The following is a 22579-nucleotide window of genomic DNA, read 5'->3' as shown; positions in this document are numbered from 1 at the left end:
TAATATTTTTTATCTGCTTGTAAAGCAGCATGTTGCCAATTTGTATAAAATTAAATCTTTAATATAACTAAGTTATATTTGATGCAAAAAAATTTTCCATTTTACAAACCTCTTATTTTGCCCCATCCTTCATTAAAGAATTTTGAAATTAGTTTGGCATTTAATTCTACTTCTTCTCTGCTTTTAGAATGAACAGCAACTTCAGATAAAGCATAATAATATGCATGGTTAATTAAGTGAATTCCCATATCGGTTATTACACTACCGACACCATCTTCACCATAAATCATGCTTAATATTTTGATGTGATTTTTATCTTCTATTTCCACGAGTTCATCTAAAAAATTACTGTATTTTGTTCCATAAGAACCAAACACTAATAACTCAAACGCATCTTTATTTTCAAAAAAATACAAGACCATCTTAACAGCACCATGTGCTTTAGAGTCTAAAATTTTATAAATGGTTTCTTTCCCAAGCGGAACTTCCTTTTTATATGTCTCAAAACTCTTATCCTCATACATAGCATAGTATTTTCGTATTCGGCTTACAATCGGCTCAACTAACTCAGAAAAAAGTGCTTCCTTATCATCAAAATGACCATAAAACGCCCCAGTAGTAACACCTGCTTCTTTGCAAATAACTCTTAAATTTGCCTTTTCAAATCCTTGTTCTTTGAAAATTTTCTTACCGCTATTAAGAATCCTATTATGAGTTACTTCATAATCTCCGTTTGCCATGATTTGCCCTCCTTCCTTTAAATATAACTTAGTTATATTATAGCACTTGTTGTGTTTAAAAGTCAAGATATTGATATACATACATTGACTTTTATGTTATAATTAAATAATAAATTCAAAACTTGCTTAATGCTTGCTATCTAATTCTTTCTTTTGTAGCAAGCACAGTAAGTGTACGGACACTTACGAAAAAAATTAATGGAGCAGACCTTTACGGAATGCTCCATTTTTTTAATTTTTACCTTGTTAGGGAGAACCCTAAGACCCCGAAATATATTTTATAAAGGAGAATAAAATGGCAAATAGATTTAGAAATGAAAGAATCGAAATAAAACTAACCAAAGAAGAAAAAGAAGTTTTTGAAAAGAAAATGAAACTTGCTAATTGCAAAACTATGTCCCATTTTCTTAGAAAATGCGTATTAGAAAAAGAAATTTATGTAGTAGATTTAGAACCATTTAGAGATCTCCAATGGCTACTTTCGAATGCAACAAATAATATAAACCAGATTGCAAAAGCTACTAATACAACTGGTGTTATTTACAAAAATGAAATTGAATCGATGAATAAACAGATAGAAAATTTATCAAGAGAAATATGGCAGATCCATTCCCTACTTCTTAATAAATCAAAAGAAAGTTCTGGTGATTAATATGGCAATTACAAAAATACATCCTATAAAATCAACTCTAAATTTAGCAATAGATTACATTACTAAGAGCGAAAAAACTGATGAAAAAGTCTTAGTATCTTCATTCAAATGTCATCCATCTACTGCCCATATTCAATTTTTGAAAACTCGAGAAGATAATGATACTAAAGGAACAGTCTTAGCTAGACATTTAATTCAATCTTTTCTACCAGGAGAGGTTGATCCTATAAAAGCTCACGAAATTGGAATGGAATTATGTAAGAAAATTTTAAAAGAAGATTATGAATTTGTTCTTGCAACTCATATAGATAGAGGACATATCCATAACCATATAATTTTTAATAATGTTAATTACAAGACTGGTAAATGCTACCAATCTAACAAAAAATCTTACCACAAAATCAGGTATCAAAGTGATGAATTATGTAAAGAAAATAAGCTTTCAGTCATTGATAAATACTATGAAGCTTACAAGAGAAAATATAAAACTGCTGGTAAGTCTTGGTACGAATATGATCAAAACAAGAAAGGAAATTCTTGGAAGTCTAAACTTCAATTTGATATAGATAGAATGATCAATAAGTCTAACTCGTGGGAAGAATTTTTAGATAATATGAAATCTATTGATTATGAAATTAAGTTTGGTAAACACATTGCTTTTCGTCATAAAGATAAGCAAAGATTTACAAGAGCTAAGACTATCGGAGAAGATTATACTGAGGAAAAAATCAAAGAACGAATAGATTTAGCAATTAAAAATAAAGCTAATCCTATTAAAAAGCGTGTAGGAAATGTTATTGATATATCCACTAATGAAAAAGCTCAATCCTCAAAAGGTTATGAAGTTTGGGCAAGAAAACATAATATCAAAACAATGGCTGACTCGATAATTAAGCTTAGAGAACAAGGAATTAAATCTATTACTAAACTCGATGATCTAATCAAAAAATCTGCTGATGATAGACAAGACTTGTTAGATAAAATAAAGAAAATCGAAAGTGAAATGAAAAGTTTATCCCAAGATATGGAAAATATAAATACTATAAATAAGTATCGTGAAATCTATAAATACCACAAGAAAAATCCTGAAGATAATCAGTTTGCAGAAGAATATTATAGTGAACTTTCTGTTTATAAAATAGCCGCTAAAGAAATTTTAGAAAACTATAAAAAGCTTCCAAGCACAAAAGAAATACTATCAAATCTCGATAAATTGCAAGAAAAAAAGAACACCCTTATGCAAGAGTATTCTTTGAATAAAGAACAATTTTCTGACCTTGTTCAGTATAGGAAAAACTATGAAAATTATTATGGAAAGGAAGTGGAGAGATAAAAAGCTATAAGCGGATAAACTTATAGCTTTTTTAAAATTATTTACAAATTTTTATTCTAAACTTATTATCTTACTTAAAGAGATCCTACTAGATGACTAGCAAACATTGCTATAGGAAGTAATAAGATAAAAAGGACATTTAATGCCATAAAAAACCTATCTTTTTCCCTTACCCCAAGTATTAAACCTACTAGTCCAATAATTGGACAGACAAGCATGTGAGAATAAGCAATAAATACGCATCTCATAATTTATTATATCATTTTTTATAAAAGAAACCTGCTAACAAAAGTCAAGTATAACCTGATATAAATTTCAGGTTATTTGATTATTTGAGTTATTAAATTAGCGTATAGCAAACAAGCCGAGTGTAATCAATCGGCTTGCTTTTTAGTGTTATTTTAAATCTTATGCTACTTTTAATTCTTTTTTCTCTGCTTTTGATTCCATAACTCTTGCATAGTAGATTCTTAAGAATTTGTTTAAGCCTGCAAATTTGCAAACGTTTTGGCTTTCCCTTCTTTTTCTTTTTTTATCATATACTTATATATTTCATTTTCTGGATTTTTAGCACTCATCATACATTTCATTGCTTGGTAGCCTACTTTTCTTAGTATTGCGTTTCCTCTTTTACTTATTTTTCTTTGATCTGCTTTAAAGTTTCCTGATTCATATGGTGGTGCGTCTATTCCTATAAAGGATATTAGGCTTTTTTTGTTTTTAAATTTTGATAGGTCTCCAAATTCTGCTACTATTTGTACTGCTAATTTTTCTGATATGCCTGAGAATTTTTTTGCTTCTTTATATTCTTCTAAGGGCTCGGATATTTCTATCATTTGTGATAAAATTCTATTTAGAATCTGATTTATTTGTTTTATCAGGTTTATTCCTTCTCTGATATTCGTTTCTAGTTTTGAGTTATGAGAAGGTTGTGTTGAGATACTATCCTCTGCTATTTTGTAAATGGTTTTTGCTTTGTTTGCATTTGGATGGTATCTCTTTTCCTTTGCCCAAGTTTTATATTCTTCTACAAATTCTTCTTATGTTTTTTCTAATACTAGGTCTTTATGCCACCATTTTTCTAGAAAGTCCAATAGTTTGTCTTTTGAAAAGTCTCCTGAATTATGTGGTATTAGTTTTTTTATGCCTGGAAATGTTTGATGTATTGTTTGATCTATGTAGTTCATTTGGTCGATTCTTAGCTCCATGTAATGTTGGTAGCTTCTATTTAATTCTTTTAGGATTCTGTAGTTCACTTCATCTATTTTGTATTCTTCTAATTCTTTCCAATACATTAGTCCATATTCTGCTATTTGTTTTGCATCTATCTTGTCGTTTTTTGCTTTTCTAAAGTTTAATGCTCTACAGAATTGTTTCATTTTTAATGGATTTATTACTGTTACAAAGTAGTCTTTATCTTTTAATTCATAAAGTATTGGGAGATGATATTTTCCTGTTGCTTCCATTGTTATTTTTACTTCTTCTTTTATTTTTTCTAGTTTCTCTAAAAATTTTTCTACTTCTGTTTTTTTAGAGAAACATCAAAGGGTTTCCAGATTATTTTGCTTCCTTGTCCTAATGCACAAACTGTGATTTTTTCTTTTGATATGTCTATTCCTACAGATATCATGTTTTTTCCTCTTTCTTTTTATTTTGTAGTTTCTACCTGCACCATTACACTCTTTTTAGCTTGTGACACGGGCGTTTTGCCCAACCTGCTTAACCGAATATGAATAATGAAAAGGTAGTTGACAGTTTTTGTGGCGGATGTTTCAACCCTAAAACAGCCTCGTCATACTACTTCTTCATTATACAAAAATAGTGCAAGATAGGAATTACTTCCTTTCTTACACTATTTATGGTACTAAAAAACAGCCCACAAAAATCTGTTTAAATCCTCTAATTGAACAAGTTATGATACTAGAACTGTAAACATTACATAGGAAGTAATAAGAGTGTTGGTAATTTAACACTATAAATAACTTGTTTTTTTCTTTCCTCTATTATTCCATGCTATTCTCCTGTAAATATCCCCACATATAGAGCAGTAGACAATACTTGAAAGGGCGTATTTACTGGAATAGATTCTTCTTTTCCCTTTGCCACTTACCATATTAGCTCGTCTATCCATTTCTTCTTAGACTTGCATGAAGATTTCTTTTGGTATGATCGCTTCGTGGCTATTTTCTATATAATATTGAGGTTCTTGATCCTCAATTTATTCTTTAATTATAATTAAGATATTTATCTAAATAGAAAAATGGCTTTTAGGATTTCTTCTAAAACCCCAAAACCATTAATTTCAACACTTTTATAGCCTATTATCTTATTTTCCTTGACATCAATACCACCGTCTCCACATGCCCTGAAGTTCCAAAGTTCCGTAACTTTTTATGATTAATTATACTGAAAGCAATTTGATATAATTCTTGTTTATTCATTTTCTTCTCCAATATTATTTAGCTTAATAATACATTATTCTTTTTTCAAAACACTAAGTTATTCAGTTCACCATCAAGAACTTTTATAGTTTCATTTCTTTCCTTATCCTCTTGATTGTCATATAAAAGTTGTTCAATAAACTCCCATATATCTTCTAGTTTACGTCTAATATGATAGAATAACAAAGCATCCGTATTGATTAAAAAATCTTTGTGTAATTTCAGGTATATGTTCATAAATACATCATAATATGGCTTATCAACAAAAAACATGAGATCAGCTTTTACTGGAGCCAATTTCAAGCCTTCCCAGTCAATTAGAACTAACTGCTCATCCCGTTGCATCAAGTTCCAATTATGAATATCTGTATGGCATAGGGCCATTTTAGGATTACTTCGTCTTAGAATCTCCGACAGTCCTTCAACTCTGTCAATAGATTGTTCAAGGGGTTTTATGTGTGCCCCAAGCAAGCATTTTAAGTCCATGGGAAGACTGGCGCATTCTTTACGCAATACTTGTTTTAGCTGTTTCAGAAATGGCAAGCTAAAATCTTCCCTAATTAGTTGCACATATACCTACTATATCAATAAATTTTGAGTTATCATTGACTATATTAGTTGCTATTATCAGAATAGTCGTCGATAACTATATTTTCGTGCAAATATGCAAATAAGTAAAATGATAGTTATGTTATATCATAATAATTGAAAATAATAGAATGCATTTTTCAATGTAATAAGATTAAGCGTTCTCTTAAAGTTAGAGAACGCTTAATTATTTTTAATTTATTGAAATAATTTGTAACTATTGAAAACAGACAAAAATTGTTCATTGGATAATTTATCAAGATCAGTAACATTCGCATGCTTCAGCACCTGTCTTAATTGATTTTTAGTAAAAAGAACATGATATTCCCTGTTTACCCATTTATAAACGAAAAATCTATACTTTTTGTAGTCCTTCTTTAAAATAAATGGTTTATGCCTTTCAAGTACAATCAATACAGAATCTACATTAGGCTTAGGGTGAAAATATGCTCGTGGCACTTTTTTAAGAATTTTTATATCCATTTCCACCATTAACAGCAAACCTAAAGCTCGTTGGGTATTTTGCAACCTTTTAGCAAATCCCCTCTCTACAATAAGGTAGCTATATTTCGCTTGACTATCAAAAGCAATCTTTTTTACAATATCAGTACTAATATTGTAGGGAATATTACCAAATATTTTATAGTCTGTATTTTTAGGAAAGCTAAACTTCAAAATATCCTCATGAATAACTTTTATATTCTGAAAAGGTTCAACTGCTTTTTTCGTGGAATGACATAAACCTTCATCAATCTCTATAGCATTCACCCGTTGACTCATTTCCACAAGTTCCTTGGTAAAATGTCCTTTTCCTGACCCAATTTCTATTATTTTATCTTGTTTATTGATATTCGTATATTTTAATATTTCCTTTACATGCTTTTTAGATGTAATGAAATTTTGCGTATTTTTCGGGTTTTTCTGTTTCATTATAATCTTCTCCTTTCCGGTTATAATGAACTAATCTTAAGAGCTCATTATAACCAATTATTTTTGGTTTGGTTGATAATGAAATCTCTCAATAACAAATATAGAAAACATACCCATACCTTTACCTCCTTTAATTTTTTTCATTATAAATGAGATAAAGTAATATCTACTACTGCAATACATGTACACATATTTAACTCCTCCTTATGCAACTGATTATATCACTTTTAATTTCTCTATTCAATAAAGTTCTGTGCTAATCTACCTCACCCTATGGATTTTTAATCCCGAAACATCAAATGTCATCTGTCAAATGCCCTATTTAAAAGGGTCAAAAAACGGTATTTTTTAGCCTGTTTTTGACCCAATTTTCGTACTCAAACCACTACATGTTGTGGTTGACTCCTATTATTCCTTGTCCAAACCACAATACGTCATCAGAATTGCTGCTTCAACGTGGGACGAGTTGATAGAATTGATGTATTTATGATTTTTAGCGAAACTGTTGTATATGGGAACATATCGACTAATTTGTACGTTCGTGGGAACATAACGACTAGCTTTCTAATGGTCGCCAAAAGAATCGAAATATAATTCTAGTTTAGAATACTTCTATCCTTATCAAATATATGAAACTGTAATAATAAAATTTAATTGCTTTCATCGACTAATGTTAAAACCTACAACACAAGAATTTAAATCATTAGATTACACTATTTACTATTCAATCAATTTAAGCTCCTTCATTCATATCCCTTCTACTATACCCCAAGAAACCTATTACTATTAAAGCAATGCTAATTATAGTAACTGTAAGAAAAACTGATGCTTCAAAATCATCCATTGGCATTTGAGGCATCCAACTTTGTATAGCAGTATTTAAAAACCATTCCGGGAGGTCTATTAAGCCGCTAAAATAATTTAATAAAAAAGAGAATGTAAGATAAATATACACTATTTTACCTAGTTTCGGTGCCCATCCAAGAGCTAACGCTGCCAGACCTATAAAGAATAAAACAGTAGGGAAAAGGTTAAAGCCAGCAGCAAAAAAGTCAACTATATCCATCTCTCCGCTATTCCCCATCGCAGAGATAGCAGTACCTCCAAGACTACCTGCTGCTAATAAAACTCCTAATAATCCGCTTAATATCGATAACCCTATACTAGTCCAATATAATTGACTGCGGGTTACTTTTGTTGCATAAATCTGACTTAAGTGTAATCGTCTTTCTTCAGAAAAGAGTTTATTTACAATCGCAATTGGTAGAATGGAAACTAAACCAATCAAAACCATCATAACTGTGCCTGTGAATGATTCTTCAATAGAAAATCCTGTATGAGAAAACATTTGTTTCATCATTTCATTACTTTCTAGGAATGTCTGCATATCTCCATAAATCGAACCATAGGCAGCACCCATAACAACATATGCGATTAACCAACTAATAATGACACCTTTATTAATATTTATAAATAATCCTCGGACGGACAGCAAAGACTGCTTTGCACTTTCACGCCCTTCTCTTTGCGGTAAATATCCAGCCCCCATATCGCGGCCACCTTCAAGTGAAAAAGCTATGAACACCACTATTATACTGAAAATTAAAGCAAAAATAAGTGGAAACCAATTTAGACCAAAGCAAGGAATCTATGTACAAGCTGTCTTATGTGGTAAGGGTATCAGCAAATGATCTTGACGAACTCAAACGTCGTTGTAATGAAGTGAAAGATTTTTATGACGATTTAAGCGTAAAACTGGTACGACCATTTGGGGATATGCTCGGCTTACATGAAGAATTTTTACCTGCCAGCAAGCGTTATATGAATGATTATATTCAATACGTGACCTCTGATTTCCTCGCTGGTTTAGGTTTTGGTGCTACTCAAATGCTGGGGGAAAATGAGGGGATTTATGTTGGCTACAGCTTAGATACTGGACGCAATGTCTATCTGAAACCTGCTCTTGCCAGTCAAGGGGTTAAGGGTTCAGTAACCAATGCGTTAGCGTCGGCTTTTGTTGGTTCGCTGGGTGGTGGTAAATCCTTTGCGAATAACCTTATCGTCTATTATGCGGTGCTTTATGGGGCACAAGCAGTGATTGTAGACCCAAAAGCAGAACGTGGCAGATGGAAAGAAACCTTGCCAGAGATTTCCCATGAAATCAATATCGTCACTCTGACTTCTGATGAGAAAAACAAAGGCTTACTTGACCCTTATGTGATTATGAAAAATCCCAAAGATTCTGAATCACTGGCTATTGATATTCTGACATTCCTTACGGGGATTTCCTCTCGTGATGGGGAACGCTTCCCAATCCTTAGAAAAGCCATTCGTGCAGTAACCAATAGTGAAGTACGAGGGTTGATGAAAGTGATTGAGGAATTACGGGTTGAGGGAACTCAAATAAGCACCAGCATAGCCGACCATATCGAAAGTTTTACAGACTATGACTTTGCACATTTATTATTCAGTAATGGTTATGTGGAGCAGTCTATCAGCTTAGAAAAACAACTGAACATTATACAGGTTGCGGACTTGGTACTTCCCGACAAGGAAACTTCCTTTGAGGAATATACCACTATGGAGCTTTTATCCGTTGCTATGCTGATTGTCATTAGTACCTTTGCTTTAGACTTTATCCATACAGACCGAAGCATTTTCAAGATTGTAGATTTAGACGAAGCATGGAGCTTTTTACAGGTAGCACAAGGAAAAACACTATCTATGAAGCTGGTTCGGGCTGGTCGTGCTATGAACGCTGGGGTATATTTCGTGACCCAAAATACAGACGACCTCTTAGATGAAAAACTGAAAAATAACCTCGGCTTAAAATTTGCATTTCGTTCCACTGACCTTAACGAGATTAAAAAGACCTTAGCCTTTTTTGGTGTAGACCCAGAGGACGAAAACAATCAGAAGCAAATAGAAAATTTAATATGGGTGCAAATGATACCTTAAAAGTCGTTCAAAGTCTTTATGAGAAGAAGGGTTCTGTTGCAAAGTTTCCGATAAGCTCATTTTGAGGTAAAATAATTGAAAAAGATAGCTTGGAGGAATGAAGATGACTCAGTTCAAAGGAAAACAATTTCAAAAAGACGTGATTATCGTAGCCGTCGGCTACTATCTTCGGTACAACCTGAGTTATCGTGAAGTGCAGGAAATTCTGTATGACCGAGGAATTCACGTTTGTCACACCACAATTTACCGTTGGGTGCAAGAATACGGAAAGATTCTTTATCAAATTTGGAAAAAGAAAAACAAACAGTCCTTTTATTCATGGAAAATGGACGAGACTTATATCAAAATTAAAGGAAAGTGGCATTATTTATATCGCGCTATCGATGTAGATGGCTTAACCTTAGATATCTGGTTACGGAAAAAGCGCGACACACAGGCTGCGTATGCTTTTCTAAAACGACTGAAGAACCAGTTTGGAGAACCAAAGGTTCTAGTAACGGATAAAGCACCCTCTATTAAGAGTGCCTTCAGAAAGCTTCAGAAAAATGGACTGTATATAACAACAGAACATCGAACAATCAAGTATCTGAATAATCTGATTGAACAAGACCATCGTCCAATTAAGCGAAGAAACAAATTTTACCAAAGTTTGCGAACAGCCTCAACCACGATTAAAGGCATGGAAGCGATTCGAGGAATTTATAAAAAAAGCCGAAAAGAAGGGTCTCTTTTTGGCTTTTCCGTCTGTACAGAAATCAAAGGACTATTAGGAATCCCTGCTTAAATAAGAATCATCTTGAAAAACTAATGACCTTTTTGAGACTTTGCAACAGAACCCATTGGTTTGTGTAAACGCAAAGAAACGGCGGCTCTGAAAATCAAAGCCACCGTTTCATAGGCGTGAAAATATGTCTGCTGTACGACGGCTTTTTTCTTTTGCCGTCGTGCGGCAGATTATTGCTTATGGAATTGTTTTTCTATCACATTACTGTTATAAGTACAACAAGTATACCAAGCACAATTCGATACCAACCAAACACCTTAAAATCATGTTTTTTGATAAAGTTCATTAGGAATTTAATTACTAAGACAGATACCGCAAATGCCACAGCCATACCGAGAACAAGAGCGAGCAGTTCTGCACTTGTAAAATCAAACCCGAATTTTAACAGCTTAAAAGCACTTGCTCCAAGCATAGTAGGTACTGCGAGGAAAAAAGTAAACTCTGCTGCTGCCACTCGTGAAACTCCTATGAGTAAAGCACCTATAATCGTTGCTCCCGACCTTGATGTGCCGGGTATAAGTGATAACACTTGAAATGCCCCTATCAAGATTGCTGTTTTATAGCTGATGTCAGAAAGTGCCATAGTAGTAGGAGTACGCTTTTTATTCCAATTTTCTATGAGAATGAATAACAAACCATAAAAGATTAACATGATTGAAATCACAATGGGGGTTTGGAGGTAAGCATCCAAATAATCATCAAATAAAATCCCCATAATACCTGACGGTATACAAGCCACTGCAACCTTGAACCACAACGAGAAAGTATCCTTTTTAACAAGTGGCTGCGATTTATCCTTTAGCTGAAATGGAAACATCTTGTTCCAAAACATTACAACCACTGCGAGTATAGCTCCAAGTTGAATAACAACAAAAAACATTTCTTTAAATGCTTCGCTCATATTAAGTGTGATAAATTTGTCCGCAAGAATCATATGTCCTGTGCTGCTGATAGGTAGCCACTCAGTAATACCCTCAACAATTCCAAGAAAAATAACTTTTAAAATTTCTATAAAATCAAGTACCATTATTTCAAATCCTCCTTTTTAAAATGATGAAAGGTCATAAGAAAACCAACTGCTGATACAAGAATAATAATAGATACAGACAGCAGTGTAGGATAGCCGGTACTCTGAAGTTTACCCTGCACCAAGAAATAGGTGGCTGTCCACGGATACAACGCTCCCCATTCTTGATTTGAAAGTGCGGCACTTCCCATGACAATCACGGCAGAGCCAATCATCGGGGCGACAAATCCTTTTGTTTTCATAGCAACAAACACAAAAGGAGAAACTGTTAAAAACATCAGGATACTGCCAAACAAAAACTTGGGGAGCCATACTATTGCCACTAGTAAGCTATATCCCTCCAATGTAAAGACAGCGTGATATAGCCCACAAGCGATAAATATACCTGCCCATGTTACAAGGGTGAGCATAACAATCCAAAGAAGCAGGGTGCAAAATTTTCCAATTAATAGTTTTGTCCTTGAAATGGGTATGGGCAATATGGTTTTGAGTGTGCTTTCTGTGTACTCTCTGCTAAACAAGTAAGCTGCAATTGCCACATATATCATAATGTTTACCAGCAGCATGATATACAGTACACTGTCGCTGTATATGTCAGACAAGGTAAAGATAATCTCCGGCTTATCAAAATGTGTTTGCAAGGCTTCTATTAACATCAAAAGTGGGGTAGATAATACCCCTGCCACACTAATTAGCACCATTTTTGAACGCTTTAGTTTTAATAATTCACAAGAAATAAGATTAAGCAATACCGCCACCTCCAATCAGTTTAGAAAAGTAGTCCTCTAAGTTTTCCTCACTATCATTTATCCTTGTCACGAGCAGTCCATTTCGTGCAAATTCTCGATTGATTTCTCCAACACTTTGGCTAAAGTCATAAATTCTCACCGTACCGTCCTGCACTGTAAAATCCGTCATGTGGTAGTGGTTTTCTAAAATCTTTCCGGCTATCTCACTGTCAGATAAATCAAATTGAATGTATTTTCGATTCCTTTTGTGAAGCTCGGATATATTCACTTCCTCTACTAAATGCCCCTCGTGCATAACGCCGATAATATCTGCTATCTGTTCAATCTCGCTTAAAACATGGCTTGAGATAAAAATGGTAATGCCATGATTGTGACTAAGTTCAGATAAAAATGAGCGTATTTCAACTATTCCAATGGGGTCAAGTCCGTTAATCGGTTCGTCAAGTATTAAAAGCTCCGGCTCGTGCATAATGGCGGCGGCAATACCAAGCCGTTGCTTCATTCCGAGGGAATAATCGGAAAAGACTTTTCTTTTCTCCTTATGCAGCCCCACAACTTCAAGAGCTTTTTCTACTCCACTTTTAGATACTCCCCCTCGCAGTTTAGCGAGAATTTGCAAATTCTCATACCCTGTTAAATTACTGTAAAATCCCGGTGTTTCGATAATAGAGCCTACTTTGCTATAAAGGGTATGGATATTTTCCTTATAGTTTGTGCCAAACAAGCGTACCGTTCCCTCCGTTGGGAAAGCAAGCTGCAACATCATTTTCATTGCTGTGGTTTTGCCTGCTCCGTTTCTGCCGAGCAAACCATAAATTTTGCCCTTTGGCACATGAAGATTTACCTTATCGACAACGGTGGCTGTTCCGTATCGCTTCGTAAGATTTTCTGTTTCAATGATATAATCCATATTTGATTCTCCTTTCCGTGGGTTGCTGTTCTTGTTTTCGCTGACCACAATCTTATTATCCACGAGTATTGCATAGAAGCCAAGAAATCTACCGTCACAATGCCGACACAATAGATGTCAGCACGAAAAAAGCTCCGACACTTATCGTGTCAGAGCCTATTTTAAAGGGTTTATGGCATTTTACTTTGTTTGGGTTTGCTTTATCCAGACAAATATTTTAGCAACAAATAGCAGAAACATAAGTGCTGTTATATATGGTTCTCTTGCTGCTGCTAAGAAACAGATAGCCAAAGCAGTGAGTCCAAGGGAGCATTTTGTAGCAATGCCGCCCCATGTTTCTTTATCTAAATGGGTAAGTATTATTTTAGCAATCCCTATTACAATCAAGGCGGCAAAAGCACTCCAGTAGACTGCAAGATTGAATGGTGTGGTGGCTGTAAATGATAGTAGATTGACCGCATAAACATAACCGCCAACAGAGTTTCCATATAACGGAAGAAATATAAACGCAACTGCCATCATATCCAATATTCCATAAATATAGTTGTAAATCTTTTTCAAGTTGGAACGATTTTCAGTTTCGGCAAGTGTAATCAGTTCTTCGCCCGATAGTAGTTCATCTATGGTCACAGAAAAGAATTTAGAAATACACTTGAGCGACTCAATGTTAGGGTAACCCTTGCCGCTTTCCCATTTTGAAATGGCTGTTCTTGATACATATAATTGCTCCGCAAGTTGTTCCTGCGTTAAGTTCTTTCCAGTCCTAAGCTGTTGTAGCTTTTCATTAAATTCCATGATTCTCCTCCTGTTTGTTCCTTGTTTTCATACGTCCATCAACGGGTTTTTCTGCATCTTTTGGTATCATCCATGCACGACCAAATTTTTCAGTTCCGTCAATGCGATTTTCCTCACATAATTTTTGTATCCGTCTTTCCGATATGCCCCATTTTTCAGAAGCGGCTTTCACAGAAATGTAATCCATAATATCAACTTCCTTTCGCAAAGAGTATATAATTATTATATACGGAATGACGAATAATAGCAAGTTTCTCTCCACTAATACGAAATTATACACTACTAAACATAAAATCATACTTCGTTCAAATATCATCACCCGAAATGTACAATGATATAGGGTGATATTAAAATGTACCAAGATGAAAGAAAACTTGATTTTAAGCCGTTAGGTATAGCGATAAAAAAAGCTCGGGAAGCAAAAGGGTGGACACAGGAATATCTTGCCCAACTGGTAGACCTTACGCCACGCTCTATTATGGGTTCTGTTGCAAAGTTTCCGATAAGCTCATTTTGAGGTAAAATAATTGAAAAAGATAGCTTGGAGGAATGAAGATGACTCAGTTCAAAGGAAAACAATTTCAAAAAGACGTGATTATCGTAGCCGTCGGCTACTATCTTCGGTACAACCTGAGTTATCGTGAAGTGCAGGAAATTCTGTATGACCGAGGAATTCACGTTTGTCACACCACAATTTACCGTTGGGTGCAAGAATACGGAAAGATTCTTTATCAAATTTGGAAAAAGAAAAACAAACAGTCCTTTTATTCATGGAAAATGGACGAGACTTATATCAAAATTAAAGGAAAGTGGCATTATTTATATCGCGCTATCGATGTAGATGGCTTAACCTTAGATATCTGGTTACGGAAAAAGCGCGACACACAGGCTGCGTATGCTTTTCTAAAACGACTGAAGAACCAGTTTGGAGAACCAAAGGTTCTAGTAACGGATAAAGCACCCTCTATTAAGAGTGCCTTCAGAAAGCTTCAGAAAAATGGACTGTATATAACAACAGAACATCGAACAATCAAGTATCTGAATAATCTGATTGAACAAGACCATCGTCCAATTAAGCGAAGAAACAAATTTTACCAAAGTTTGCGAACAGCCTCAACCACGATTAAAGGCATGGAAGCGATTCGAGGAATTTATAAAAAAAGCCGAAAAGAAGGGTCTCTTTTTGGCTTTTCCGTCTGTACAGAAATCAAAGGACTATTAGGAATCCCTGCTTAAATAAGAATCATCTTGAAAAACTAATGACCTTTTTGAGACTTTGCAACAGAACCGAATACGCCACTAAGTACCAGTATAGCCGACCATATCGAAAGTTTTACAGACTATGACTTTGCACATTTATTATTCAGTAATGGTTATGTGGAGCAGTCTATCAGCTTAGAAAAACAACTGAACATTATACAGGTTGCGGACTTGGTACTTCCCGACAAGGAAACTTCCTTTGAGGAATATACCACTATGGAGCTTTTATCCGTTGCTATGCTGATTGTCATTAGTACCTTTGCTTTAGACTTTATCCATACAGACCGAAGCATTTTCAAGATTGTAGATTTAGACGAAGCATGGAGCTTTTTACAGGTAGCACAAGGAAAAACACTATCTATGAAGCTGGTTCGGGCTGGTCGTGCTATGAACGCTGGGGTATATTTCGTGACCCAAAATACAGACGACCTCTTAGATGAAAAACTGAAAAATAACCTCGGCTTAAAATTTGCATTTCGTTCCACTGACCTTAACGAGATTAAAAAGACCTTAGCCTTTTTTGGTGTAGACCCAGAGGACGAAAACAATCAGAAGCGATTGCGTGATTTGGAAAACGGGCAATGCCTTATCAGTGATTTATATGGTCGTGTCGGTGTGATACAGTTCCACCCTGTATTTGAAGAACTGCTCCATGCCTTTGATACCAGACCACCTGTGCGAAAAGAGGTGTAAATGTGAAACCATCAATAGTAAACAGAATAAAATCAAACTGGACGCTGAAACGTCTAGGTAAAGTGGCAATGACAGTGGCTTTCACACTTGTGATTGCCATTTTTCTTTTAGCCATGCTGGGAACGGTGGTTCAAGCTGCGGGCTTGGTAGATGATACGGTCAATGTGGCAAATGAATACAGCCGATACCCACTTGAAAACTATCAACTGGATTTTTATGTGGATAATAGCTGGGGCTGGCTTCCGTGGAACTAGTCGGACGGGATTGGAAAACAGGTCATGTATGGACTATATGCCATTACCAATTTTATTTGGACAATCAGTTTGTATGTTTCCAATGCGACAGGTTACTTAGTACAGGAAGCCTATTCCTTAGACTTCATTTCCGCTACAGCAGATTCCATTGGTAAGAATATGCAGACCTTAGCTGGTGTGAGTGCAAACGGATTTTCAACAGAGGGTTTCTATGTTGGATTCCTCTTACTCTTGATTTTGGTTCTTGGGGTTTATGTTGCCTATACGGGACTGATAAAGAGAGAAACCACAAAGGCAATTCATGCCATTATGAATTTTGTGCTGGTGTTTATCCTATCGGCTTCCTTTATTGCCTACGCTCCCGACTACATTAAAAAAATCAATGACTTTTCATCAGACATCAGTAATGCCAGTTTATCACTTGGCACGAAGATTGTCATGCCCCATTCCGATAGTCAAGGCAAGGACAGCGTGGACTTAATCAGAGATAGCCTGTTTTCCATACAGGTTCAGCAACCGTGGCTACTGCTTCAATACAACAGTTCAGACATTGAAAGTATCGGTATTGACCGTGTGGAAAGCCTGCTCTCCACCAGCCCAGATTCCAACAATGGCGAAGACAGAGAAAAAATTGTTGCGGAAGAAATTGAAGACAGAAGCAATACCAATCTAACCATTACAAAGACCATTAACCGTTTAGGTACAGTCTTCTTCCTATTTGTCTTCAATATTGGGATTTCCATATTTGTATTCCTATTAACAGGAATCATGATTTTCTCGCAGGTACTTTTTATCATCTATGCTATGTTTCTGCCTGTGAGCTTTATTTTAAGCATGATTCCATCATTTGATGGTATGTCAAAACGAGCCATAACAAAGCTCTTTAATACCATTTTGACACGAGCTGGAATCACATTGATTATTACGACAGCATTTAGTATTTCAACCATGCTCTATACCTTATCGGCTGGTTATCCGTTCTTTTTGATTGCTTTTCTACAGATTGTGACCTTTGCAGGAATCTACTTCAAGCTGGGCGATTTAATGAGTATGTTTTCTCTACAGAGTAACGATTCTCAAAGTGTGGGAAGTCGTGTGATGAGAAAACCTCGTATGCTTATGCACGCTCACATGCACCGTCTACAGCGGAAACTTGGACGTTCCATGACTACTCTAGGGGCTGGGTCTGCCATTGTTACAGGTAAAAAAGGACAGTCGGGTTCGGGGAGTTCTGCAAGGACACAAGCAGATCACTCCCGACCAGACGGAAAGGAAAAATCAACACTTGGAAAACGTATCGGTCAAACCATCGGTACAGTAGCTGATACCAAAGACAGAATGGTAGACACTGCTAGTGGTTTGAAAGAACAGGTTAAAGATTTGCCGACCAATGCAAGATATGCAGTATATCAAGGAAAATCCAAAGTAAAAGAGAATGTCCGTGATTTAACCAGTAGTATTTCTCAAACCAAAGCGGACAGAGCCAGTGGACGCAAGGAACAGCAGGAACAAAGGCGAAAAACCATTGCGAAGCGTCGCTCTGAAATGGAACAGGTCAAACAGAAAAAACAGCCTGCTTCTTCTGTTCATGAAAGACCGACTACAAGACAAGAACAATATCATGATGAACAGACCTCAAAACAGTCTAATATTCAGACTTCATATAAGGAATCTCAACAAGCCAAACAAGAGCGTCCAGCAGTTAAGTCCGATTTTTCAAGTCCAAAAGTGGAACGCCAAGGCAATACCGTTCAAGAAAAAACCGTTCAAAAGCCAGCAACTTCAACCACTACAGCAGATAGAACTTCACAACGTCCAATCACAAAAGAACGTCCGTCTACTGTTCAAAGAGTACCACTACAAAATACAAGAAGTAGACCACCAATCAAAACCGCCACCATTAAGAAAGTCGGTAAGAAACCATGAAGTTGAAAACTTTAGTGATTGGTGGTTCTGGATTATTCTTGATGGTCTTCTCACTGCTTCTGTTTGTTGCCATTTTATTTTCAGATGAACAGGACAGCGGAATTTCCAATATTCATTATGGAGGTGTGAATGTTTCCGCAGAAGTGCTGGCTCATAAGCCTATGGTAGAAAAATATGCCAAAGAATATGGCGTTGAAGAATATGTCAACATACTTCTTGCGATTATACAGGTGGAATCGGGCGGTACTGCGGAAGATGTTATGCAGTCCTCGGAATCCCTCGGTCTTCCACCTAATTCATTGAGTACAGAAGAATCCATTAAGCAAGGTGTGAAGTATTTCAGTGAATTATTAGCCAGTAGCGAAAGGCTCAGTGTAGATTTAGAATCGGTTATCCAGTCCTACAATTATGGTGGTGGTTTCTTAGGGTATGTGGCTAATCGTGGAAATAAATATACCTTTGAACTGGCTCAAAGTTTCTCAAAAGAGTATTCAGGTGGCGAAAAAGTGTCTTACCCCAATCCCATAGCCATACCTATCAATGGGGGCTGGCGATACAACTATGGCAATATGTTTTATGTGCAACTGGTAACGCAGTATCTTGTCACAACAGAGTTTGATGATGATACGGTACAAGCCATCATGGACGAAGCACTGAAATATGAGGGCTGGCGATACGTTTACGGTGGAGCTTCCCCGACTACTTCTTTTGATTGTAGCGGACTGACACAATGGACGTATGGAAAAGCTGGAATTAACTTACCACGAACCGCACAACAGCAATATGATGTGACCCAGCATATCCCACTATCGGAAGCACAAGCTGGCGATTTGGTTTTCTTTCATTCTACCTATAACGCTGGCTCTTATATTACTCATGTTGGGATATACCTTGGCAATAACCGTATGTTTCATGCAGGCGACCCAATCGGTTATGCCGACTTAACAAGCCCCTACTGGCAACAGCATTTAGTGGGAGCAGGACGAATCAAACAATGAGAAAGGAAGATTTAATGATGAAATTTAGAAAAAATCAGAATAAAGAAAAACAGATACCAAAGGAAAAGAAACCTCGTGTCTACTATAAGGTCAATCCTCATAAAAAGGTTGTGATTGCCTTGTGGGTACTTTTAGGGCTTAGTTTCAGCTTTGCGATATTCAAGCACTTTACAGCTATAGATACTCATACTATTCACGAAACAACTATCATAGAAAAGGAATACGTTGATACTCATCATGTAGAAAATTTTGTAGAGAACTTTGCGAAAGTCTACTATTCATGGGAGCAATCCGATAAGTCCATTGATAATCGAATGGAAAGTCTAAAAGGCTATCTGACAGATGAACTTCAAGCTCTCAATGTTGATACAGTACGCAAAGATATTCCTGTATCGTCTTCTGTAAGAGGATTTCAGATATGGACGGTAGAGCCAACTGGCGACAATGAGTTTAATGTAACCTACAGTGTAGACCAGCTCATTACAGAGGGAGAAAATACAAAGACCGTCCACTCTGCTTATATAGTGAGTGTCTATGTAGATGGTTCTGGAAATATGGTACTGGTTAAGAATCCGACCATTACCAACATACCTAAGAAATCAAGTTATAAACCAAAAGCCATTGAAAGTGAGGGGACGGTTGATTCCATTACAACCAATGAAATCAATGAGTTTTTAACGACGTTCTTCAAGCTCTATCCTACAACGACAGCCAGTGAACTTTCCTACTATGTGAATGACGGGATATTAAAACCAATCGGAAAAGAGTACATCTTTCAAGAACTGGTAAATCCTATTCACAATCGTAAGGATAATCAAGTCACGGTATCGCTGACAGTGGAGTATATCGACCAGCAGACCAAAGCAACGCAGGTATCTCAATTTGATTTGGTACTTGAAAAGAACGGGAGTAATTGGAAGATTATAGAATAACAAATATTGGTACATTATTACAGCTATTTTGTAATCACGTACTCTCTTTGATAAAAAATTGGAGATTCCTTTACAAATATGCTCTTACGTGCTATTATTTAAGTATCTATTTAAAAGGAGTTAATAAATATGTGGCAAGGTATTCTTAAATAAACTGTCAATTTGATAGTGGGAACAAATAATTGGATGTCCTTTTTTAGGAGGGCTTAGTTTTTTGTACCCAGTTTAAGAATACCTTTATCATGTGATTCTAAAGTATCCAGAGAATATCTGTATGCTTTGTATACCTATGGTTATGCATAAAAATCCCAGTGATAAAAGTATTTATCACTGGGATTTTTATGCCCTTTTGGGTTTTTGAATGGAGGAAAATCACATGAAAATTATTAATATTGGAGTTTTAGCTCATGTTGATGCAGGAAAAACTACCTTAACAGAAAGCTTATTATATAACAGTGGAGCGATTACAGAATTAGGAAGCGTGGACAAAGGTACAACGAGGACGGATAATACGCTTTTAGAACGTCAGAGAGGAATTACAATTCAGACAGGAATAACCTCTTTTCAGTGGGAAAATACGAAGGTGAACATCATAGACACGCCAGGACATATGGATTTCTTAGCAGAAGTATATCGTTCATTATCAGTTTTAGATGGGGCAATTCTACTGATTTCTGCAAAAGATGGCGTACAAGCACAAACTCGTATATTATTTCATGCACTTAGGAAAATGGGGATTCCCACAATCTTTTTTATCAATAAGATTGACCAAAATGGAATTGATTTATCAACGGTTTATCAGGATATTAAAGAGAAACTTTCTGCCGAAATTGTAATCAAACAGAAGGTAGAACTGTATCCTAATATGTGTGTGACGAACTTTACCGAATCTGAACAATGGGATACGGTAATAGAGGGAAACGATGACCTTTTAGAGAAATATATGTCCGGTAAATCATTAGAAGCATTGGAACTCGAACAAGAGGAAAGCATAAGATTTCAGAATTGTTCCCTGTTCCCTCTTTATCATGGAAGTGCAAAAAGTAATATAGGGATTGATAACCTTATAGAAGTTATTACTAATAAATTTTATTCATCAACACATCGAGGTCCGTCTGAACTTTGCGGAAATGTTTTCAAAATTGAATATACAAAAAAAAGACAACGTCTTGCATATATACGCCTTTATAGTGGAGTACTACATTTACGAGATTCGGTTAGAGTATCAGAAAAAGAAAAAATAAAAGTTACAGAAATGTATACTTCAATAAATGGTGAATTATGTAAGATTGATAGAGCTTATTCTGGAGAAATTGTTATTTTGCAAAATGAGTTTTTGAAGTTAAATAGTGTTCTTGGAGATACAAAACTATTGCCACAGAGAAAAAAGATTGAAAATCCGCACCCTCTACTACAAACAACTGTTGAACCGAGTAAACCTGAACAGAGAGAAATGTTGCTTGATGCCCTTTTGGAAATCTCAGATAGTGATCCGCTTCTACGATATTACGTGGATTCTACGACACATGAAATTATACTTTCTTTCTTAGGGAAAGTACAAATGGAAGTGATTAGTGCACTGTTGCAAGAAAAGTATCATGTGGAGATAGAACTAAAAGAGCCTACAGTCATTTATATGGAAAGACCGTTAAAAAAAGCAGAGTATACCATTCACATCGAAGTTCCACCGAATCCTTTCTGGGCTTCCATTGGTCTATCTGTAGCACCGCTTCCATTAGGGAGCGGAGTACAGTATGAGAGCTCGGTTTCTCTTGGATACTTAAATCAATCGTTTCAAAATGCAGTTATGGAGGGGATACGCTATGGCTGTGAACAAGGATTGTATGGTTGGAATGTGACGGACTGTAAAATCTGTTTTAAGTATGGCTTATACTATAGCCCTGTTAGTACCCCAGCAGATTTTCGAATGCTTGCTCCTATTGTATTGGAACAAGTCTTAAAAAAAGCTGGAACAGAATTGTTAGAGCCATATCTTAGTTTTAAAATTTATGCGCCACAGGAATATCTTTCACGAGCATACAACGATGCTCCTAAATATTGTGCGAACATCGTAGACACTCAATTGAAAAATAATGAGGTCATTCTTAGTGGAGAAATCCCTGCTCGATGTATTCAAGAATATCGTAGTGATTTAACTTTCTTTACAAATGGACGTAGTGTTTGTTTAACAGAGTTAAAAGGGTACCATGTTACTACCGGTGAACCTGTTTGCCAGCCCCGTCGTCCAAATAGTAGGATAGATAAAGTACGATATATGTTCAATAAAATAACTTAGTGTATTTTATGTTGTTATATAAATATGGTTTCTTGTTAAATAAGATGAAATATTCTTTAATAAAGATTTGAATTAAAGTGTAAAGGAGGAGATAGTTATTATAAACTACAAGTGGATATTGTGTCCTGTATGTGGAAATAAAACACGATTAAAGATAAGGGAAGATACTGAATTAAAAAAATTCCCCCTCTATTGTCCGAAATGCAGACAAGAAAATTTAATTGAAATAAAGCAGTTCAAAGTAACTGTGATTACAGAGCCAGACGCAAAGACGCAGAGCCGATAAAATGAGATTAATACAATCTCATTTTAT

General features: G+C 35.6%; 19 protein-coding genes and 7 pseudogenes. 13 read left to right on the top strand and 13 right to left on the bottom strand.

What is annotated here, in order from left to right; translation table 11 throughout:
* Positions 1-101: 101 nt before the first annotated feature.
* Entirely contained in the window at positions 102-740 is a 639-nt protein-coding gene (locus AC6FXG_RS05285) for a TetR/AcrR family transcriptional regulator (RefSeq protein ID WP_500571831.1), read from the bottom strand.
* A gap of 295 nt (positions 741-1035) precedes the next feature.
* Between AC6FXG_RS05285 and AC6FXG_RS05280 the strand changes: the two genes are divergently transcribed.
* On the top strand, positions 1036-1392 hold the full coding sequence (locus AC6FXG_RS05280) for a plasmid mobilization protein (RefSeq protein WP_500571830.1): 357 nt from the start codon (positions 1036-1038) through the stop codon (positions 1390-1392).
* Between the two features lies 1 nt (position 1393).
* Positions 1394-2725, top strand: coding sequence for a relaxase/mobilization nuclease domain-containing protein (locus tag AC6FXG_RS05275; protein ID WP_047211627.1), 1332 nt, complete (start codon positions 1394-1396; stop codon positions 2723-2725).
* A 482-nt stretch (positions 2726-3207) separates the two neighbouring features.
* Here AC6FXG_RS05275 and AC6FXG_RS05270 read toward each other — a convergent pair whose 3' ends face one another.
* The 7 genes and pseudogenes from AC6FXG_RS05270 to AC6FXG_RS05240 all read right to left on the bottom strand — a co-directional run.
* Complete coding sequence (locus AC6FXG_RS05270) at positions 3208-3561, bottom strand: transposase (protein WP_001895960.1); 354 nt, start codon at positions 3559-3561, stop codon at positions 3208-3210.
* 204 nt (positions 3562-3765) lie between these two features.
* A complete protein-coding gene (locus tag AC6FXG_RS05265) occupies positions 3766-4197 on the bottom strand; it encodes an IS110 family transposase (protein ID WP_316533178.1) in 432 nt (143 codons plus the stop codon).
* Positions 4198-4715: 518 nt separating this feature from the next.
* A pseudogene (locus AC6FXG_RS05260) lies at positions 4716-4928 on the bottom strand (recombinase family protein); the annotation flags it as partial.
* Between the two features lie 283 nt (positions 4929-5211).
* Positions 5212-5736 (bottom strand): phosphotransferase, encoded by a 525-nt coding sequence (locus AC6FXG_RS05255; RefSeq protein ID WP_001176020.1) that lies wholly within the window; start codon positions 5734-5736, stop codon positions 5212-5214.
* Between the two features lie 216 nt (positions 5737-5952).
* A complete protein-coding gene (erm(A), locus tag AC6FXG_RS05250) occupies positions 5953-6684 on the bottom strand; it encodes a 23S rRNA (adenine(2058)-N(6))-methyltransferase Erm(A) (protein ID WP_023610344.1) in 732 nt (243 codons plus the stop codon).
* Between the two features lie 57 nt (positions 6685-6741).
* Positions 6742-6795: an erythromycin resistance leader peptide gene (locus tag AC6FXG_RS05245; protein ID WP_201275882.1), complete on the bottom strand. Its 54-nt coding sequence runs from the start codon at positions 6793-6795 to the stop codon at positions 6742-6744.
* A gap of 622 nt (positions 6796-7417) precedes the next feature.
* Positions 7418-8314: pseudogene (locus AC6FXG_RS05240) on the bottom strand (efflux permease Rv1217c-related protein); the annotation flags it as partial.
* Here AC6FXG_RS05240 and AC6FXG_RS05235 point away from each other — a divergent pair.
* Both AC6FXG_RS05235 and AC6FXG_RS05230 read left to right on the top strand, forming a co-directional pair.
* Positions 8302-9618 (top strand): annotated as a pseudogene (locus AC6FXG_RS05235) (ATP-binding protein); the annotation flags it as partial. The pseudogenes AC6FXG_RS05240 and AC6FXG_RS05235 overlap by 13 nt on opposite strands.
* A gap of 127 nt (positions 9619-9745) precedes the next feature.
* A complete protein-coding gene (locus AC6FXG_RS05230; protein ID WP_000191454.1) occupies positions 9746-10426 on the top strand; it encodes an IS6-like element ISEnfa1 family transposase in 681 nt (226 codons plus the stop codon).
* 196 nt (positions 10427-10622) lie between these two features.
* On the opposite strand, the gene bcrD is transcribed toward AC6FXG_RS05230, so the two are convergent.
* The 5 genes from bcrD to AC6FXG_RS05205 form a co-directional block, all read right to left on the bottom strand.
* Entirely contained in the window at positions 10623-11453 is an 831-nt protein-coding gene (gene bcrD, locus AC6FXG_RS05225) for a bacitracin resistance undecaprenyl-diphosphatase BcrD (protein WP_000242080.1), read from the bottom strand.
* On the bottom strand, positions 11453-12202 hold the full coding sequence (locus AC6FXG_RS05220) for an ABC transporter permease (RefSeq protein WP_000933358.1): 750 nt from the start codon (positions 12200-12202) through the stop codon (positions 11453-11455). The genes bcrD and AC6FXG_RS05220 overlap by 1 nt, the downstream gene beginning before the upstream one ends.
* The gene (bcrA, locus tag AC6FXG_RS05215; RefSeq protein ID WP_002576324.1) at positions 12195-13112 is read right to left on the bottom strand and encodes a bacitracin ABC transporter ATP-binding protein BcrA; all 918 of its coding nucleotides are present in this window, start codon (positions 13110-13112) and stop codon (positions 12195-12197) included. Before bcrA ends, AC6FXG_RS05220 begins: the two co-directional genes overlap by 8 nt.
* A gap of 180 nt (positions 13113-13292) precedes the next feature.
* Positions 13293-13907 (bottom strand): bacitracin resistance transcriptional activator BcrR, encoded by a 615-nt coding sequence (gene bcrR, locus AC6FXG_RS05210; RefSeq protein ID WP_171379436.1) that lies wholly within the window; start codon positions 13905-13907, stop codon positions 13293-13295.
* Positions 13897-14094, bottom strand: coding sequence for a helix-turn-helix domain-containing protein (locus tag AC6FXG_RS05205; protein ID WP_000384569.1), 198 nt, complete (start codon positions 14092-14094; stop codon positions 13897-13899). The genes bcrR and AC6FXG_RS05205 overlap by 11 nt, the downstream gene beginning before the upstream one ends.
* A gap of 165 nt (positions 14095-14259) precedes the next feature.
* On the opposite strand from AC6FXG_RS05205, the pseudogene AC6FXG_RS05200 reads away from it, so the two are divergent.
* The 9 genes and pseudogenes from AC6FXG_RS05200 to AC6FXG_RS05160 form a co-directional block, all read left to right on the top strand.
* Positions 14260-14388, top strand: a pseudogene (locus AC6FXG_RS05200) (helix-turn-helix domain-containing protein); the annotation flags it as partial.
* 74 nt (positions 14389-14462) lie between these two features.
* On the top strand, positions 14463-15143 hold the full coding sequence (locus tag AC6FXG_RS05195; RefSeq protein ID WP_000191454.1) for an IS6-like element ISEnfa1 family transposase: 681 nt from the start codon (positions 14463-14465) through the stop codon (positions 15141-15143).
* A 63-nt stretch (positions 15144-15206) separates the two neighbouring features.
* Positions 15207-15860, top strand: a pseudogene (locus AC6FXG_RS05190) (ATP-binding protein); the annotation flags it as partial.
* Positions 15861-15862: 2 nt separating this feature from the next.
* Positions 15863-18040 (top strand): annotated as a pseudogene (locus tag AC6FXG_RS05185) (CD3337/EF1877 family mobilome membrane protein).
* Positions 18037-19038 carry a bifunctional lytic transglycosylase/C40 family peptidase gene (locus tag AC6FXG_RS05180; protein ID WP_000769868.1) on the top strand — a complete coding sequence of 334 codons (1002 nt, stop codon included), beginning with the start codon at positions 18037-18039 and terminating at the stop codon, positions 19036-19038. The pseudogene AC6FXG_RS05185 and the gene AC6FXG_RS05180 overlap by 4 nt, the downstream one beginning before the upstream one ends.
* Entirely contained in the window at positions 19035-19970 is a 936-nt protein-coding gene (locus AC6FXG_RS05175) for a conjugal transfer protein (RefSeq protein ID WP_500571829.1), read from the top strand. The genes AC6FXG_RS05180 and AC6FXG_RS05175 overlap by 4 nt, the downstream gene beginning before the upstream one ends.
* 313 nt (positions 19971-20283) lie before the next feature.
* A pseudogene (locus AC6FXG_RS05170) lies at positions 20284-20331 on the top strand (tetracycline resistance determinant leader peptide); the annotation flags it as partial.
* Positions 20332-20346: 15 nt separating this feature from the next.
* Positions 20347-22266 (top strand): tetracycline resistance ribosomal protection protein Tet(M), encoded by a 1920-nt coding sequence (gene tet(M), locus AC6FXG_RS05165; RefSeq protein WP_117281182.1) that lies wholly within the window; start codon positions 20347-20349, stop codon positions 22264-22266.
* A gap of 118 nt (positions 22267-22384) precedes the next feature.
* Positions 22385-22552, top strand: a complete 168-nt coding sequence (locus tag AC6FXG_RS05160) for a cysteine-rich KTR domain-containing protein (RefSeq protein WP_000336323.1) — start codon at positions 22385-22387, stop codon at positions 22550-22552.
* Positions 22553-22579: the final 27 nt, after the last annotated feature.

It is taken from the genome of Ezakiella massiliensis (assembly GCF_059862345.1).
This window is presented reverse-complemented; position numbering and strand designations above follow the sequence as displayed.